This window comes from Streptomyces sp. NPDC048192 (assembly GCF_043202415.1).
Lineage (GTDB): Bacteria > Actinomycetota > Actinomycetes > Streptomycetales > Streptomycetaceae > Streptomyces.
Genome location: NZ_JBIDAL010000002.1, coordinates 301,558 through 316,123 on the forward strand (window position 1 = coordinate 301,558; position 14,566 = coordinate 316,123).

The window sequence follows — 14,566 nt, forward strand, 5'->3', positions numbered from 1 at the left end:
AGGCAGCATAGGCGCCTCAAGCGGCCGATCCCGGTCGGAGCGTCCGCGCGCTCCCGCCGAAATATTACTCGTCAGTACACCCAGTTCCTGCCCGCTAAGCAAGCGCTTTGAACTGTGACCTTCGCAACGCAGCGTAACCGGAACTGGACGGCTCCGCAGGCAGTGGGTGGCGTGATCAATCCCGCAGACCGTTGAAGCGCCCCTGGTGGTAGAGGAGCGGCCGGCCGGCGCCGGAGGGGTCGCCCATGACGACCTCGGCGAGCACGATCCGGTGATCGCCGGCCGGGACCCGGGCCATGACGCGGCACACGAGCCAGGCGAGCACGTCGTCGAGCACCGGCACGCCTTCGGGGCCCTCGTGCCAGGCGGTCGGCGCGCCGAAGCGGTCGGCGCCGCTGCGGGCGAAGGTGGCGGCCAGCTCGCTCTGGTGCTCGCCCAGTATGTGCACGCCGACGTGGTCCGTCGCGGCTATCGCGGGCCAGCTGGAGGCGCTGGTGCCGATGCCGAAGGAGACGAGCGGGGGTTCGGCGGAGACGGAGGTGAGGGAGGTCGCGGTGAAGCCGACCGGGCCGGATGCGCCACGCGCCGTGATCACCGCCACACCGGCGGCGTGCCGGCGGAAGGTGGAGCGCAGCAGGTCGGGAGAGGCGAGCTGAACGGTGCCGAGTTCGGGAGAGGCCGTCATGGAGTTGTCCTTCTGCCGGAGTTCGCGAGCTGGGGGCCGTGGTTTCTCAGCAGCCCGGACAAGTGGCGCTCGCGGTGCGGGCGAGGTCGACGTGGACCCGCCCGTAGAGAAGGAGTTGGATCGGCATAGGGTCAGGCTGACGATGGATGGTGCGCACAGTCAAGCACGGTCCGGGATCCGGAAGGCGCCGCGCGGTCTGCTGAGGCCCCCTCACACGGCTTCCCCGAGTGCCGCGATGACATCGGCCTTGCGGGGCTGTCCCGTGGCCCGCCGCACGATCCGCCCGTCGGCGTCGAGCACCAGCACGGTGGGCGTCTTCAGGATCTCCAGGTCGCGTACGAGGCCCAGGTGCGCCTCGGCGTCGATCTCGACGTGGGTCACTCCCGGGACCATGTCCGCGACCTCGCCGAGGACGCGCCGGGTGGCCCGGCAGGGCGCGCAGAAGGCGCTGGAGAACTGGACCAGGGTGGCCCGCTCGCCGAGTTCGCCGCCGAGTTCGGCCGGTCCCAGCCGCTTGCCGTCGTCCCGCCCGCGCACCCGCACTCTCCCGCTCCGCCGCCTGTGCAGCACTCCTGCGGCGCTCGCCACGAGGAGCACCGCCACGCACACCATCACTCCGGTCATCATCTGCACAAGCATTCACGAGACTGCAAAGATTCCCGCCTCCCGGGGGCGTTGCCGTTGCGGAATGCTTGCTTCATGGACATCGACGCGAGAGGGCCGCGCTTCGCGGCGGCCGTGACGACGGCCGTCCTGGCCGTGGCCCTGAGTCTGGAGAACGTGTGGGTGCTGGGCTGGCAGACGCTGGCGTTCGCGCTGGGCGCGGCGGCGGGCGTGCAGCGCTCGCCCTACGGCTGGGCCTTCCGCACGGCCGTACGGCCCCGGCTCGGGCCGCCCAGGGAGTTCGAGGCGCCGGAGCCTCCGAGGTTCGCGCAGGCCGTGGGGCTGGTGTTCGCGGGGCTCGGCCTGGTCGGGTTCACGGCGGGTCCGGAGTGGCTGGGGCTGGCCGCGACCGGCGCCGCGCTCGCGGCCGCGTTCCTCAACGCCGCGTTCGGCTACTGCCTCGGGTGCGAGATGTTCCTGCTTCTGAAGAGGGCCACGGTACGCGGGGAGTAAAAGGCGTTTAAAGATCCGAGGTGGGGTGTAGGCCGACGTGACGAGGATCTCGCCGCCGCGGGGCACCAGGACTGGCTACCCGTCCGTTCTTCGGGCACGATCTGCGAGACGCCGTAAACCTACGGCCCCGTAACTTCCCCGCCGGGAGCCCCCCTTTCCCGAGCAGAGCAGAAAGGGTCCACCCCGCCCATGGCAGAGCTGGTCTACCGTCCCGTCATCGGTTTCGCCAAGACGATGTTCAAGGTCTGGGATCTGAAGATCGACTGCCAGGGGTCGGAGAACATCCCGCGCTCGGGCGGCGCCGTGCTGGTGAGCAATCACATCAGCTATCTGGACTTCATCTTCAACGGCCTGGCGGCCCTGCCGCAGAAGCGCCTGGTCCGCTTCATGGCGAAGGAGTCCGTCTTCCGCCACCGGATCTCCGGTCCGCTGATGCGCGGCATGCGGCACATCCCGGTCGACCGCAAGCAGGGCGAGGCCGCCTACGAGCACGCGCTGGACTCGCTGCGTTCCGGTGAGGTCGTCGGGGTCTTCCCGGAGGCCACCATCTCGCAGTCGTTCACGCTGAAGAGCTTCAAGTCGGGTGCGGCCCGGCTCGCCCAGGACGCCGGCGTCCCGCTGATCCCGATGGCGGTGTGGGGCACCCAGCGGCTGTGGACCAAGGGGCAGCCGCGCAACTTCAAGCGCAGCCACCTGCCCGTCACCATCCGGGTCGGAGAGGCGGTCGAGGCACCCCGCGACCAGTACGCGGGCGCCATCACGCGCCGGCTCCGCGAGCGCGTCCAGGAACTGCTGGACGCCGCACAGCGCGCCTACCCTGGCCGCCCCAAGGGCCTGGAGGACGCCTGGTGGCTGCCGGCCCACCTCGGGGGCACGGCACCGACTGCGGAGCAGCTGCGGGCGGCCGAAGCGCGGTAGCCTGCGGCACTTGGGCCGGGTGGGGCGGTGACGGCCGGGCCTCGGTGGTGTGTTCCGCTGCGGGCCGGTGGGGCTGGTCGCGCCCAGCGATGAACGTCATGTCAGCAGGACACCGCCCCTGGGGAGTTGCGGAAGCGCCGGCCATGAAGAGCGGGCTCGTCGGCGCGGCCCCGGTCGATGGCGGCGTCGGCGGCTGCGGTCGTGCACGGCTCCGGCCGGCTGGTTCCTCTGGCCGTGATGTGAAGGACACCGCCGACGCCGGGTGCGCTCTCGTCCGGCCCGGTGCGCGAACTCGCGGCCGGCGGCGGCCACTTCGCCAAGAGTCCCCGGCGCACCCCGGCTCGGCGAGGCCTCAGAGGGCGTCGGGCAGGGTCTTCCACAGGTGGGGCCGGTCCGGGGCCGCCTTCATGGCGTCGAGGACGACCGGGTGCGGTGCGGCGTACAGGACCGGGTGGTCCAGCTCGCCGGCCGCGGGGTCGGGGATCCAGGCCAGCCGCTCGCCGTCCAGGGAGAACCGGGCGTCGACGCCGGGCTTGTTGCCGCGCGGGTCCTGCCGGTGCCAGCCGCCGTGGAAGCGGACGGCGACCAGTCCGTGCAGCACATGGCCGGTTCCGGCGTCATGCGTCAGCCGTTGGTAGCACAGGGCCGTCGGGATGTCCTCCGCGCGCAGCAGGGCCGTCAGCGCGTGCGCCTTGGCATGGCAGATGCCCGTGCGCTGTTCGATCACGTCGGAGGCCCGCCAGGTGACGCGGGGGTCGCCGGCGTCGGCGGAGTGCGGGATGGTGTCGCGGACGAATTCATAGGCGGCCCGCGCATAGGCATACGAGTCGTCCGCCTCGGCGGCCAGCCTCGCGGCCGTCTCCCGGACCACGGGGTGGTGATGGTCGATGGCCTCGTCCGCGGCCAAGTACGCGGACAGGTCGGGGGTGTTCTGGATCAGCTCCATGGCCGCAGAGCATAGGAACGCGGCCGCTCGTCAGTCAATGACTTTTCGAACGACCGCATACCTATGCATGACTCGGGTCAGCGCGCCATCTCCTCCTTGAGCGCGGCCACGAAGGTGTCGACATCCTCCTCGGTGGTGTCGAAGGAGCACATCCAGCGCACCACCCCGGCGGCCTCGTCCCAGAAGTAGAACCGGAAGCGCTTCTGCAGGCGCTCGGACACGTCGTGCGGGAGCCGCGCGAAGACGCCGTTGGCCTGCACCGGGTAGAGGATCTCCACGCCGTGCACCGCGCGCACCCCCTCGGCGAGGCGCTGGGCCATCTCGTTGGCGTGCCGGGCGTTGCGCAGCCACAGGTCCTTGGCCAGCAGCGCCTCCAGCTGCACCGAGACGAAGCGCATCTTGGAGGCCAGCTGCATCGACATCTTCCGCAGGTGCTTCATCTGCCGCACGGCGTCCTGGTTGATCACCACGACGGCCTCGCCGAAGACGGCGCCGTTCTTGGTACCGCCCAGGGAGAGGATGTCGACGCCGACGGCGTCGGTGAACGTCCGCATGGGCACGTCCAGGGACGCCGCGGCGTTGGCTATCCGGGAGCCGTCCAGGTGCACCTTCATGCCGTGCGCGTGGGCGTGCTCGCAGATCGCGCGGATCTCGTCCGGCGTGTAGAGGGTGCCCAGCTCGGTGCTCTGGGTGATCGAGACGACCTGCGGCATGGCGCGGTGCTCGTCCTCCCAGCCGTACGCCTGCCGGTCGATCAGCTCGGGCGTGAGCTTGCCGTCCGGCGTGGGCACCGTGAGCAGCTTCAGGCCGCCCATCCGCTCGGGCGCGCCGCCCTCGTCCACGTTGATGTGGGCGCTCTCGGCGCAGATCACCGCGCCCCAGCGGTCGGTGACCGCCTGGAGCGCGACGACGTTCGCGCCGGTGCCGTTGAAGACCGGGAAGGCCTCCGCGGTGGCCCCGAAGTGGCTGCGGATGATCCGCTGGAGGTTCTCGGTGTAGTCGTCCTCGCCGTAGGCCACCTGGTGGCCGCCGTTGGCGAGGGCCAGGGCGGCCAGTACCTCCGGGTGGGCCCCGGCGTAGTTGTCACTGGCGAAACCGCGGACCTGCGGGTCGTGATGGCGACGCGCGTCGGTCTTCGGAGGGTTCACGGCTTCTCGGTCAGCCACAGACGGTTTCCGTTCACTTCCGCGGCGGGCCTGCTCCAGACGTCCTCGATCTCCTTGGCGAGGTCCTTGACGTCCGTGAAGCCCGCGAACTTCGCGTTGGGGCGTTCGGCGCGCATCGCGTCGTGCACCAGCGCCTTCACCACCAGGATGGCAGCCGCCGAGCGCGGACCGGCCTCGCCCCCCGCCTTGCGGAAGCCGTCGGCCATGGCCAGCGTCCACGCCTCGGCGGCGGCCTTGGCCGCGGAGTACGCCGCGTTGCCCGCGGTGGGCTTGGACGCGCCGGCGGCGCTGATCAGCAGATAGCGGCCGCGGTCGCTGCGCTGCAGGCCGTCGAAGAAGGCGAGGGAGGTGTGCTGGACGGTGCGGATCAGCAGCTTCTCCAGCAGGTCCCAGTCGGCGAGGTCGGTCTCGGCGAAGGTCGCGCTGCCGCGCCAGCCGCCGACCAGGTGGACCAGGCCGTCGATCCTCCCGTGGTCCTTCTCGATGCGGTCGGCCCAGGCCCGGGTGTCGGCCAGGTCCAGCAGGTCGACCGTCTCGCCGGTGACCGTGGCCCCGCCGCGGGCGTAGCGGGCCGCGTCCACGGCCTCCGCCAGGCGCTCGGGGTTGTTGTCGGCGCCGACCACGACCGCGCCGGCCTCGGCGAGCCGGACCAGGGTCGCGTGCCCGGCGGGTCCGCCCGCGCCGGCCACCGCGATCACCGCACCGCTGAGAGACCCGTTGTTCGCCACGTTGTTCCCCTCTGAAGCAGTGTTCTCGTCTGAGGCAGTGTTGCCGTCGATGCGGTCGCTCACGCGGCGATCCGCTCGGCGCTGTCCGCCGTGATGCCCTTGGTCGAGGCGATCACATTCTTCAGCTTCTTGGACAGGGCCTCGTAGAACATGCTCAGCGGAAACTCGTCCGGAAGCACGTCGTCCACGAGCTTGCGCGGCGGCTGGGTCAGGTCCAGGGCGTCGGGGCCCTTGGCCCACTTGGAGCCCGGGTGCGGGGCGAGGTAGGTGGCGACCAGCTCGTAGCCGGCGAACCAGTGGACCAGCTTCGGGCGGTCGATGCCGTCCTTGTAGAGCTTCTCGATCTCGGCGCAGAGCTGGTTGGTGACCTGCGGGGCGCGCTCCCAGTCGATGGAGAGCTTGTTGTCGGTCCAGCGGACGACGTCGTGCTTGTGCAGGTAGGCGAAGAGCAGCTGGCCGCCGAGGCCGTCGTAGTTGCGGTTGCGGTCGCCGGTGACCGGGAAGCGGAACATCCGGTCGAAGAGCACCGCGTACTGCACGTCACGGGCCTGCGGGACGCCGTCCGCCTGGAGCTTGACGGCCTCCTTGAAGGCGGTGAGGTCGCAGCGCAGCTCCTCCAGGCCGTACATCCAGAACGGCTGGCGCTGCTTGATCATGAACGGGTCGAAGGGCAGGTCGCCGTGGCTGTGGGTGCGGTCGTGGACCATGTCCCACAGAACGAAGGCCTCCTCGCAGCGCTTCTGGTCGTCGACCATCGCGGCGATGTCCCCGGGCAGGTCGAGGCCCAGGATGTCGACGGCGGCGGCGGTGACCCGGCGGAAGCGGGCGGCCTCGCGGTCACAGAAGATGCCACCCCAGGAGAAGCGTTCCGGCGCCTCGCGCACGGCGATGGTCTCCGGGAACAGCACCGCGGAGTTGGTGTCGTAGCCGGAGGTGAAGTCCTCGAAGGTGATGCCGCAGAACAGCGGGTTGTCGTAGCGGGTGCGCTCCAGCTCGGCCAGCCAGTCCGGCCAGACCATGCGCAGCACGACCGCCTCCAGGTTGCGGTCGAGGTTGCCGTTCTGCGTGTACATCGGGAAGACGACCAGGTGCTGCAGGCCGTCCACGCGGTTCGCGGCGGGCTGGAAGGCCAGCAGGGAGTCCAGGAAGTCCGGGACCTGGAAGCCGCCCTCGGCCCAGCGGTGCAGGTCCCTCACCAGGGCGTGGTGGTAGGCCTCGTCGTGCGGGAGCAGCGGGGACAGCTGCTCGACCGCCTCGACGACACGCCGTACGGCCCCCTCCGCTTCGGCCTTGTCCGGCGCGCCCTCGGCGTCGAAGTCGATCGATCCGTCCTTGGACTGCCACGGCCGGATCCGCTCCACGGCATCCTTGAGCACGGGCCAGGCCGGGTGCTCAACCACCCTGGTCGACGAAGGAATCTGTCCCTCCGCACCCGCCTGCACAAGAATTTCCGTCATGACCCATCCTCCACGGGAGAAGCTCGCGTAAGGACACCGTATGCATACCCCGATTCAGTCAGCAAGAGGCAGATCGGGAAATTATTCTGCCGAGGCCCTTGGTCACCGGCATTTTTCCTGTCGTAAACCGTGACGACGCTCACTTCGATCGAGTCGACGGGTGCGCGGGGCCGTAGGGATCCGGTCGGCCGCGGGCGCGGGGACGCGCCCACCCGAGGGTGACGGCAGGGGCGCATACCGGCCAGTCGACGGCCGCCACGCACCCGTATGCCTCGTGCACGTGCGGGTTCATCGCGGGGCTCGGCCGTTAGGCTGCGACTCTGCCCGCGCGGACGACGGCGTCCGCCCGTTCCGCGCGTGCCCGAGCCGCCGTCGACGGAACGGAGTCGAACCTTGAACTTCCTTACCATCGGTCACCGCGGGGTCATGGGTGTCGAGCCCGAGAACACCCTTCGTTCCTTCGTCGCCGCGCAGGACGCCGGCCTCGACGTCATCGAACTCGATCTGCACCTGAGCAAGGACGGCGCCCTGGTCGTCATGCACGACGACGAGGTGGACCGCACGACCGACGGCACCGGGCCGATCGCCGACAAGACCCTGGCCGAGCTGCGCGCCCTGGACGCGGGCCGCGGCGAGCGCGTCCCGGTGTTCGAGGAGGTGCTGGAGGCGGTCCGCACGCCGCTGCAGGCCGAGATCAAGGACGCGGCGGCGGCCCGTGCGCTCGCGGCGGTGATGCACGACCGCGACCTGGTCGGGCGCGTGGAGGTGTCGTCGTTCCACGACGACGCGATCGCCCAGATCACCCGGCTGGTGCCGGGCGTGCGCACGGCGCTGATCGCGAGCCGCTACGGCACCGACGTGGTGGAGCGCGCGGTCGCCGTCGGTGCGGCGACCGTCTGCCTCAACATCCGACGGCTCACCCTGGAGGTCGTCGAGCACGCGCGCGGGTCCGGGCTGCGGATCATCGGCTGGGTGGTCAACACCCAGGATCATCTGCGGCTGGTGCGCGCGCTGGAGCTGGACGGCGCCACGACCGACTTCCCCGAGATCAAGCGCACGGGCCGCTTCACGGCGTGACGGTCACCCGAGCTTCTTGACCAGCAGCTCGAACTGCAGGTCGTCACGCTGCGGGATGCCGAAGCGCTCGTCGCCGTACGGGAAGGGCGACATCTTTCCCGTACGGCGGTAGCCGCGGCGCTCGTACCAGGCGATCAGGTCGTCCCGGACGGAGATCACCGTCATGTGCATCTCGGTGACGCCCCAGTCCTCGCGGACCTGGCGCTCGGCCTCCGCCATGACCGTCTTGCCCAGGCCCGCGCCCTGCAGGCCGGGACGGACCGCGAACATGCCGAAGTAGGCGTGGTCGCCGCGGTGCTCCAGCTGGCAGCAGGCGACGATCTCGCCGTCCTGCTCCACGGCCAGCAGCCGGCTCTCGGGCGACTTGATCACCTCCAGCACGCCCTCGGGATCCGTCCGCTGCCCCTGGAGGATGTCCGCCTCGGTGGTCCACCCGGCCCGGCTGGAGTCGCCGCGGTAGGCGGACTCGATCAGCGCGACCAGCGCGTCGACGTCGGCGTCGGTGGCGTCGCGGAAGGCGGGGCCGGCGGTGGGGGTCTCCATGGGGGCTTACTCCGATCTCGGGCGTGGCTCGGCCAGGGTCGAGGGTAACCCTGCCACTAGGCTCCACCCGCATGGTGCACGTACTCAGCAGCCGGACGCTGCTCACCCCCACCGACCCCGAGCGCTCCCGGACCTTCTACGGCGATCAGCTGGGCCTGTCGGTCTACCGCGAGTTCGGCACGGGACCGGAGCGCGGGACGGTCTACTTCCTCGGCGGCGGCTTCCTGGAGGTCTCCGGCAGGTCCGACGCCCCGCAGTCCCCCGGGGTCCGGCTCTGGCTCCAGGTCGAGGACGTCACGGCCGCGCACGAGGAGCTGCGGGCCAAGGGCGTCGAGATCGTCCGGCCGCCGGTGAAGGAGCCGTGGGGGCTGGTCGAGATGTGGATCGCCGACCCGGACGGCATCCGCATCGCCCTCGTGGAGGTTCCCGAGGACCATCCGATGCGCTACCGCCCGGGCGTCTAGCGCCGGTCAGGCCCGCAGGGCCTCCATGCGGCCCTCAAGGCGGCTCAGCAACTCCGCGAGCAGACCGGCGAGTTCGCCCTGCCCCTGCGGGGCCAGGACGGACAGGACCGCCGTCTCGTAGGCGAGCTGCTCGGGCAGGATGCCGTCGACCAGGTCGCGGCCGGCGTCGGTGAGACGGACGTGGGCGACCCGGCGGTCGCGGGTGTCGCCGCGCCGCTCGACGAGCCCGCGTTCGGTCAGCTGCTTCAGCCGCTTGGTGACGGCGGCTCCGGAGGAGAAGGTCTCGCGGGCCAGCTCGCCGGGGGTCAGCTCGTGCCCGGTGCGGCGCAGCGCGCCCAGCAGGTCGAACTCGGGACGGCTGAGCCCGGCGCGGCGCAGCGGGGCGTCCTCGGCCTGCTGGAGCAGCGCGGCGCACCGGTTGATCCGGCCGATGACCTCCATGGGCCCGGTGTCCAGCTCGGGATGCACGCCACGCCACTGCCGGACGACGGCGGCGACGGTGTCGGCGTCGCGCCGCGCCCCGGCGCCGGCCGTGGCCCCGTCCCTCCCCGGCAGCGCGCCACCGGTTCGCGGGCCGGAGGGCCGTCCGTGGTCGCGCGCCCGGTCGCCGCCGGGCGTGTCGTCCGCCGGCGCGTGTCCGCCGTTCGTCCCCGTCATGGCCGTACCTCCTCCGTCGCTCTGCCGTCCTGGTCCCGCTGCGGCACGAAGCCCTGGCGTCGCACCGTCGCCGCGAGCGTACGGTGTCCGGACCGCTCGGTGAGCACGACCCGCTCCTCGGGCAGGGCGCGCTGCCACCACTCGCCGGAGGCGGCGTCGGCCGTGGCGCGCAGGTCGGCGAGGGCGGCGGCGAGGGCGCGGCGGGCGGCTTCCAGGGCATGCGGGGCCGGGCGCGGCTCGGCCAGCAGCCGGGCGGCGTTCTCGCGGGCGCGTTCCGCCGTGGCCAGCGCGTGCTCGAGGCGGTCGCCGGCGCGCCGGTTGGTGACGGCGACCGCCGCGACGAAGCCGACCAGAGCGCCGACGAGGGTGTCCATGACCCGCTCCGTGATCAGCTCGGCAGGGTTCTGGGCGCGGGCGAACTCGGTGATGAGCAGGGCCATCGGGGTCACGCAGACGGTGCCGAGCCAGTAGTTGCGGCCGATCAGCGCCTCCGCGCCGAAGTTGAGGGCGAGGACGGACAGCACCAGCGCGGCCGGGTGGAGATGGGCGACGGGGGCGAGGGCGGCGAAGACCAGGACGCCGAGGACGTTGCCGACCACCCGCTGGACGGCGCGGCTCCAGGTGAGGGTGAGGTTGGCCTGGTAGAGGGAGGCCGCGGTGACCAGGGCCCAGTACGGCCGGCCCACCCCGAGGGCGAGGGAGGCGTAACCGGCGAGGGCGCAGCCGATCGCGGTGCGGACGGCGATCGGGGCGCACGGGGCCAGCCGGCGACGCAACGGCGGCCGCGGCACGGCGAGTTCGGAGTCCACGCCGAGGAGTTCGTCCGCGGACTCGCGCGGGGCGCCGACGCGCGGGATCCGGCCGGTGCCGCGCAGCTCACGGGCCCAGGCGCGCAGCCGTGCGGGGTCGGTGTCGGCGGGCGCGGCGAGGGCGACCTCGGCGCGGATCAGGAGGCGTTCGAGGGCGCGCCGGTTGCGGTCCGGGCGGGCGCCCGCGGCGAGCAGCGACTGCCAGGCGGCGTGGATCGCGGCGGCGCTCGCGGCGCGGGCCCGGGGCGGACCGTCGGCGGTGCCGCACGCATCGGCGTACGCGGCGGCGGCGTCGAGTGCCCGGGCGGTGGCGCGGCGCTCCGGGCCGTGCGGGCGGAGCAGTCCCGGCGCCATGCCGACCAGCCAGGCCCAGGCGCCGGCCGCCAGGGCCAGCGCGGCGTGCCCGGGCACCTGGCCGAGGGTCTGCGGCGCGAACAGCGAGGCGGAGCTGATGAAGGTCAGCACCACGTTGCCGGGGGGCCCGAGCCGGGTGGCGTCGCTGACGGCCTTCTGCACGGCCGCCAGCACGGCGCCCACGGTGACGAGGACCACCGCGCTGTGCGTCAGGGACGCGGCCACGAGAGAGACCGTGAGCCCGCCGACCATGCCGAGCACCACCCAGGCCAGCACGCGGGCGCGGGCGGCGTAGGGCCGGCTGTGGCCGTAGAGCGCGCACAGCGACCCGGCCATCGTGTACATCGCGAGGTCGAGGCGGCCGAGCGCCAGCAGAGTGAGATTGGCCGGGGCGACCGCGGCGACCACGCTCAGCGCGGGCTTGAACCAGATGTCGGAGGGCCGCCCCAGGCGGAGCACTCCGGCGAGGGGAAGTCGGTGGGTGCGGGCAGTGCTCATACATTCAATTTAGCAGGTGTTTTACTCGTAAAATTCATGGGCGCAGGCCAGGCGGACCGGCCGCTCACCGTCCGTGCTCCGCCGTATGCTCCCCGTGTACACCATTGCGCTCGCGTGCGCTCCGCCCGAGGCGGGCATCGCATCCCTCGACCGACCGTCGAACGGGGAGGTGCGCGTGCCCGGACCGGTGTCGGCAGCGTGGCTGCTGGTCGCCCTGTGCGCGGCGACGGGGACGTACTGCCTGCTGCGGATGCGCAGCGGCGTCGAGGAGCAGCGCCGGGCCGCGGGCGGCGAGGCCCTCATGGGCTTCGGCATGGCCGTGATGGCCGTGCCGGCGGCGGTGTTCACGCCGCCGCGATGGGCGTGGCCGCTCTACGCGGCCGTGTTCGGTGCGGCGGCGCTGCGCGCGCTGTGGGCCGCGCGCGCCGCGCCGCACCATCTGCACCACCTGGTGGGCACGGGGGCCATGGTCTACGTGTCGGTGGCGATGGCGGCGGCCCCGCCCGGCGCGCACCACACGCACGGCGGCTCCGGCCTGCCGCTGCTGACCGGCGCGCTGCTGCTGTACTTCACCGGGTACGTGCTGCTCACCGGCGCCCGGCTGGTCCCGGCGACCGGTCCTGAACCGGCGGCCGGGGCTCGCGGCCGGCCAGAACCGGGCGGAAGGCCGCTCGGCTGGGGCGACCGGCCGGAGCTGGCGCGTGCCTGCCGGCTGTCGATGGGGATCGGCATGGTGGCCATGCTGCTCACCATGTGACCGGATAAGGATGAGCGGGCCATGTCAGCGGCGCGGATAGGGTCGGGCGCATGACTGCCGTGTTGTTCGACTTCTCCGGGACGCTGTTCCGCGTCGAGTCCACCGAGTCCTGGCTGCGGGCGGTACTGGCCGAGACGGGGCACACCCTGCCCGAGCCCGAGCTGAAGGCCAGGGCGAGGGAGCTGGAGACGGCCGGTGCGCTGCCGGGCGGTGCGTCACCGGTGGAGGTGCCGGCGGACCTGGCCGGGCTCTGGGCGGTGCGGGACAAGAGCGCGGAGCTGCACCGGGCGGCGTACACGGGCCTGTCCCGGCGGGTGCCGCTGCCCGACCCCGGGCTGCACGACGCGCTGTACGAGCGGCACAGGACCCCGGCCGCCTGGGCGCCCTACCCCGACGCCGAGGAGGTGCTGCGCACGCTGCGCGAGCGCGGCATCGCCGTCGGCGTGGTCAGCAACATCGGCTGGGACCTGCGCCCGGTGTTCCGCGAGCACGGGCTCGACCGGTACGTGGACACGTATGTGCTGTCGTACGAGCACGGCGTGCAGAAGCCGGATCCGCGGCTGTTCTCGGTCGCCTGCGCGGCGCTCGGCGCGGATCCGCGCGACACGGTGATGGTGGGCGACAGCAAGGAGGCCGACGGCGGAGCGGCGGCGCTCGGCTGCCGGGTGCACTTCGTCGACCACCTGCCGGTGACGGACCGCCCCGACGCGCTGCTGCCGGTGCTGGATCTGGTGGGCTGAGGCCCGTCCATGCCCCACTGTCCGTCGCGCCCGGTCCGTCAGCCGCCCGCCTGAGACGATCCCCCGCGTCGCCCCAGACGGACGGCAGCCCTGGACAGGGCCCGCGCATGGCGGTGCCCACCGCGTTGAGTATAGTTGGCTGGCAGCCAGTCAACGCAGGAGTTACAGGATGTCCCCGCGCAGCGCCTCGGTCAATGAAGAGTTGCGGCGGCGTTCCCGGGAGCGGCTGCTGCAGGCCGCCGTGGAGCTGGTCGACGAGCACGGATTCGAGGCCACCACCCTGGGCGACATCGCGGACCGTGCCGGTTCGGCGCGCGGACTGGTGTCGTACTACTTCCCCGGCAAGCGCCAGCTGGTGCAGTCCGCCGTGCACCGGCTGATGCACCGCACGCTGGAGGAGGCGCTGGAGCGGGAGCCGCGCACCGACGACGGCCGGGAGCGGCTGGCACGGGCCATCGACGCGATCCTGGGCCTCGCCCGCGACCGGCCGGTGCTGATGCGCCAGCACATGGCGGGGCTGCTGCAGGCGGAGGGCTTCGTGCAGTGCCCGGAGCAGCGCCGGCTGTCGGAGCTGCTGAGCGACACGGTCGCCCGGTGCGGCTCGCAGGACGTCGCCGCCGACTATCCGATGCTGCGGGCCCTGCTGATGGGCGCGGTGTACGCCGCGCTGGTGCCGGGGGTGCCGATGCCCGTTCCCGCGCTGCGAGCCGAGCTGTTCCAGCGGTACGGGCTCGACCGGGAGTCGGGACTGCCGCCGGAGAAGGAGACGGACGAGGGGTCCCGGAAGCGGGATCTGTCCCGGTTCTTCGCCACAGAGGAGCGCCCGAGCAGCCCCTGAGGACGCAGGAGCACACCGGGCGCGTCCGGGCCCGCCGCGGAGACGGCCCGCGTCAGTCGCGGCGTACGTGACGGGGTGTCAGGAAGCCTGCGTCCCGGGCCTGGGCGATCAGCCGGAGGGAGCGCCGACGGCTGCGTCCGGTCGCGTTCATCACGGCGAGCACCGGGTCGGCGCCCGCCTCCTGGGCGGCGCGGTACTCCTGCGCGACCCGCCGGCTGCCCTCGACGCCACGCAACCGGACCGGCCGCGCGTGCTGCGGTCCCGCGCACAGCACGTCGCCCTCTCCGCCCTCCCCCGCCTCGCGGGCCTCGTCACCGGCTTCCGGTCCGTCCCCGTCCTCCGGCCGCCGGCCGCCGCCCTCCCCGCCCTCGCCCGCCGCGTCTCCTGCGCCTGCGCCTGCGCCTGCGTCGGCGTCGGCGTCGTACGGCCGCTCCCCCGCGCCGGGTTCCGGCCGCTCCACCCCGCACGACGCGAACAGCGGGCCCTCGATCCAGTCCGCGAGCACGGCGAGGTCGGCCAGGGACAGGGCCGGCTCGGCCCGCACGTCCTCGATGGACACACGTCCCTCGTGCAGCACGGCCAGGGCGTCGACGCGCGCGCCGTCCGGGAAGGCCAGCCGTACCTGGAACCAGGACGTGACGTCGCCGCGCTCCGGCTCGTCGCCGTGCTGCCGCACCTTCCACGCGGGCCACACGGAGACCGCGCCGTCCGCCGTGTTCCGGTCGGAAAGATGAAGAAAGGACGCTTCTGGCACACACGCAACGTAATGGCGCGATCACGTCCGAACGATGGGACACGCGTCGGCGTCACCCC

At 72.5% G+C, this 14,566-nt stretch carries 18 protein-coding genes; 7 read left to right on the top strand and 11 right to left on the bottom strand.

Features of this window, described 5'->3' with window-relative positions:
- Positions 1 to 175 precede the first annotated feature (175 nt).
- The 3 genes from ACGFZN_RS04230 to ACGFZN_RS04240 form a co-directional block, all read right to left on the bottom strand.
- Entirely contained in the window at positions 176 to 685 is a 510-nt protein-coding gene (locus tag ACGFZN_RS04230; RefSeq protein ID WP_393856930.1) for a flavin reductase family protein, read from the bottom strand.
- A 46-nt stretch (positions 686 to 731) separates the two neighbouring features.
- Entirely contained in the window at positions 732 to 812 is an 81-nt protein-coding gene (locus ACGFZN_RS04235; RefSeq protein ID WP_393857186.1) for a putative leader peptide, read from the bottom strand.
- Positions 813 to 895: 83 nt separating this feature from the next.
- Positions 896 to 1,309 carry a TlpA family protein disulfide reductase gene (locus tag ACGFZN_RS04240; RefSeq protein ID WP_393857187.1) on the bottom strand — a complete coding sequence of 138 codons (414 nt, stop codon included), beginning with the start codon at positions 1,307 to 1,309 and terminating at the stop codon, positions 896 to 898.
- Positions 1,310 to 1,384: 75 nt separating this feature from the next.
- Here ACGFZN_RS04240 and ACGFZN_RS04245 point away from each other — a divergent pair, with 75 nt between their 5' ends.
- Both ACGFZN_RS04245 and ACGFZN_RS04250 read left to right on the top strand, forming a co-directional pair.
- Positions 1,385 to 1,801, top strand: a complete 417-nt coding sequence (locus tag ACGFZN_RS04245; protein WP_393856931.1) for a DUF4395 domain-containing protein — start codon at positions 1,385 to 1,387, stop codon at positions 1,799 to 1,801.
- A gap of 189 nt (positions 1,802 to 1,990) precedes the next feature.
- Positions 1,991 to 2,719, top strand: a complete 729-nt coding sequence (locus ACGFZN_RS04250; protein WP_393856932.1) for a lysophospholipid acyltransferase family protein — start codon at positions 1,991 to 1,993, stop codon at positions 2,717 to 2,719.
- A gap of 352 nt (positions 2,720 to 3,071) precedes the next feature.
- On the opposite strand, the gene ACGFZN_RS04255 is transcribed toward ACGFZN_RS04250, so the two are convergent.
- The 4 genes from ACGFZN_RS04255 to ACGFZN_RS04270 form a co-directional block, all read right to left on the bottom strand.
- Positions 3,072 to 3,665, bottom strand: a complete 594-nt coding sequence (locus ACGFZN_RS04255; RefSeq protein ID WP_393856933.1) for a transglutaminase family protein — start codon at positions 3,663 to 3,665, stop codon at positions 3,072 to 3,074.
- Positions 3,666 to 3,742: 77 nt separating this feature from the next.
- The gene (locus ACGFZN_RS04260; protein ID WP_393856934.1) at positions 3,743 to 4,813 is read right to left on the bottom strand and encodes a threonine aldolase family protein; all 1,071 of its coding nucleotides are present in this window, start codon (positions 4,811 to 4,813) and stop codon (positions 3,743 to 3,745) included.
- Entirely contained in the window at positions 4,810 to 5,559 is a 750-nt protein-coding gene (locus ACGFZN_RS04265; RefSeq protein WP_393856935.1) for an SDR family NAD(P)-dependent oxidoreductase, read from the bottom strand. The genes ACGFZN_RS04260 and ACGFZN_RS04265 overlap by 4 nt, the downstream gene beginning before the upstream one ends.
- 59 nt (positions 5,560 to 5,618) lie before the next feature.
- Positions 5,619 to 7,016, bottom strand: a complete 1,398-nt coding sequence (locus ACGFZN_RS04270) for a DUF6421 family protein (protein ID WP_393856936.1) — start codon at positions 7,014 to 7,016, stop codon at positions 5,619 to 5,621.
- Positions 7,017 to 7,409: 393 nt separating this feature from the next.
- Here ACGFZN_RS04270 and ACGFZN_RS04275 point away from each other — a divergent pair, with 393 nt between their 5' ends.
- The gene (locus ACGFZN_RS04275; protein WP_393856937.1) at positions 7,410 to 8,093 is read left to right on the top strand and encodes a glycerophosphodiester phosphodiesterase; all 684 of its coding nucleotides are present in this window, start codon (positions 7,410 to 7,412) and stop codon (positions 8,091 to 8,093) included.
- 3 nt (positions 8,094 to 8,096) lie between these two features.
- On the opposite strand, the gene ACGFZN_RS04280 is transcribed toward ACGFZN_RS04275, so the two are convergent.
- The gene (locus tag ACGFZN_RS04280) at positions 8,097 to 8,636 is read right to left on the bottom strand and encodes a GNAT family N-acetyltransferase (RefSeq protein ID WP_393856938.1); all 540 of its coding nucleotides are present in this window, start codon (positions 8,634 to 8,636) and stop codon (positions 8,097 to 8,099) included.
- A gap of 71 nt (positions 8,637 to 8,707) precedes the next feature.
- On the opposite strand from ACGFZN_RS04280, the gene ACGFZN_RS04285 reads away from it, so the two are divergent.
- Complete coding sequence (locus tag ACGFZN_RS04285; RefSeq protein WP_393856939.1) at positions 8,708 to 9,100, top strand: VOC family protein; 393 nt, start codon at positions 8,708 to 8,710, stop codon at positions 9,098 to 9,100.
- A gap of 6 nt (positions 9,101 to 9,106) precedes the next feature.
- Here ACGFZN_RS04285 and ACGFZN_RS04290 read toward each other — a convergent pair whose 3' ends face one another.
- Both ACGFZN_RS04290 and ACGFZN_RS04295 read right to left on the bottom strand, forming a co-directional pair.
- Positions 9,107 to 9,757, bottom strand: a complete 651-nt coding sequence (locus ACGFZN_RS04290; RefSeq protein WP_393856940.1) for a MarR family winged helix-turn-helix transcriptional regulator — start codon at positions 9,755 to 9,757, stop codon at positions 9,107 to 9,109.
- A complete protein-coding gene (locus ACGFZN_RS04295; RefSeq protein ID WP_393856941.1) occupies positions 9,754 to 11,418 on the bottom strand; it encodes an FUSC family protein in 1,665 nt (554 codons plus the stop codon). Before ACGFZN_RS04295 ends, ACGFZN_RS04290 begins: the two co-directional genes overlap by 4 nt.
- A gap of 175 nt (positions 11,419 to 11,593) precedes the next feature.
- Between ACGFZN_RS04295 and ACGFZN_RS04300 the strand changes: the two genes are divergently transcribed.
- The 3 genes from ACGFZN_RS04300 (at position 11,594) to ACGFZN_RS04310 (ending at position 13,753) form a co-directional block, all read left to right on the top strand.
- Positions 11,594 to 12,175 carry a DUF5134 domain-containing protein gene (locus tag ACGFZN_RS04300; protein ID WP_393856942.1) on the top strand — a complete coding sequence of 194 codons (582 nt, stop codon included), beginning with the start codon at positions 11,594 to 11,596 and terminating at the stop codon, positions 12,173 to 12,175.
- A 50-nt stretch (positions 12,176 to 12,225) separates the two neighbouring features.
- Positions 12,226 to 12,915, top strand: coding sequence for an HAD family hydrolase (locus ACGFZN_RS04305; protein ID WP_393856943.1), 690 nt, complete (start codon positions 12,226 to 12,228; stop codon positions 12,913 to 12,915).
- Positions 12,916 to 13,084: 169 nt separating this feature from the next.
- Positions 13,085 to 13,753 (top strand): TetR/AcrR family transcriptional regulator, encoded by a 669-nt coding sequence (locus tag ACGFZN_RS04310; protein ID WP_393856944.1) that lies wholly within the window; start codon positions 13,085 to 13,087, stop codon positions 13,751 to 13,753.
- Between the two features lie 52 nt (positions 13,754 to 13,805).
- On the opposite strand, the gene ACGFZN_RS04315 is transcribed toward ACGFZN_RS04310, so the two are convergent.
- Positions 13,806 to 14,507: a DUF6214 family protein gene (locus ACGFZN_RS04315; RefSeq protein WP_393856945.1), complete on the bottom strand. Its 702-nt coding sequence runs from the start codon at positions 14,505 to 14,507 to the stop codon at positions 13,806 to 13,808.
- Between the last annotated feature and the right edge of the window lie 59 nt (positions 14,508 to 14,566).

What these genes read in the sequence shown, in the direction of transcription:
- ACGFZN_RS04230 (WP_393856930.1), bottom strand. Translation starts at nt 685, where the DNA reads ATGACGGCCTCTCCCGAACTCGGCACCGTTCAGCTCGCCTCTCCCGAC.
- ACGFZN_RS04235 (WP_393857186.1), bottom strand. Translation starts at nt 812, where the DNA reads ATGCCGATCCAACTCCTTCTCTACGGGCGGGTCCACGTCGACCTCGCC.
- ACGFZN_RS04240 (WP_393857187.1), bottom strand. Translation starts at nt 1,309, where the DNA reads ATGACCGGAGTGATGGTGTGCGTGGCGGTGCTCCTCGTGGCGAGCGCC.
- ACGFZN_RS04245 (WP_393856931.1), top strand. Translation starts at nt 1,385, where the DNA reads ATGGACATCGACGCGAGAGGGCCGCGCTTCGCGGCGGCCGTGACGACG.
- ACGFZN_RS04250 (WP_393856932.1), top strand. Translation starts at nt 1,991, where the DNA reads ATGGCAGAGCTGGTCTACCGTCCCGTCATCGGTTTCGCCAAGACGATG.
- ACGFZN_RS04255 (WP_393856933.1), bottom strand. Translation starts at nt 3,665, where the DNA reads ATGGAGCTGATCCAGAACACCCCCGACCTGTCCGCGTACTTGGCCGCG.
- ACGFZN_RS04270 (WP_393856936.1), bottom strand. Translation starts at nt 7,016, where the DNA reads ATGACGGAAATTCTTGTGCAGGCGGGTGCGGAGGGACAGATTCCTTCG.
- ACGFZN_RS04280 (WP_393856938.1), bottom strand. Translation starts at nt 8,636, where the DNA reads ATGGAGACCCCCACCGCCGGCCCCGCCTTCCGCGACGCCACCGACGCC.
- ACGFZN_RS04285 (WP_393856939.1), top strand. Translation starts at nt 8,708, where the DNA reads ATGGTGCACGTACTCAGCAGCCGGACGCTGCTCACCCCCACCGACCCC.
- ACGFZN_RS04290 (WP_393856940.1), bottom strand. Translation starts at nt 9,757, where the DNA reads ATGACGGGGACGAACGGCGGACACGCGCCGGCGGACGACACGCCCGGC.
- ACGFZN_RS04295 (WP_393856941.1), bottom strand. Translation starts at nt 11,418, where the DNA reads ATGAGCACTGCCCGCACCCACCGACTTCCCCTCGCCGGAGTGCTCCGC.
- ACGFZN_RS04305 (WP_393856943.1), top strand. Translation starts at nt 12,226, where the DNA reads ATGACTGCCGTGTTGTTCGACTTCTCCGGGACGCTGTTCCGCGTCGAG.
- ACGFZN_RS04310 (WP_393856944.1), top strand. Translation starts at nt 13,085, where the DNA reads ATGTCCCCGCGCAGCGCCTCGGTCAATGAAGAGTTGCGGCGGCGTTCC.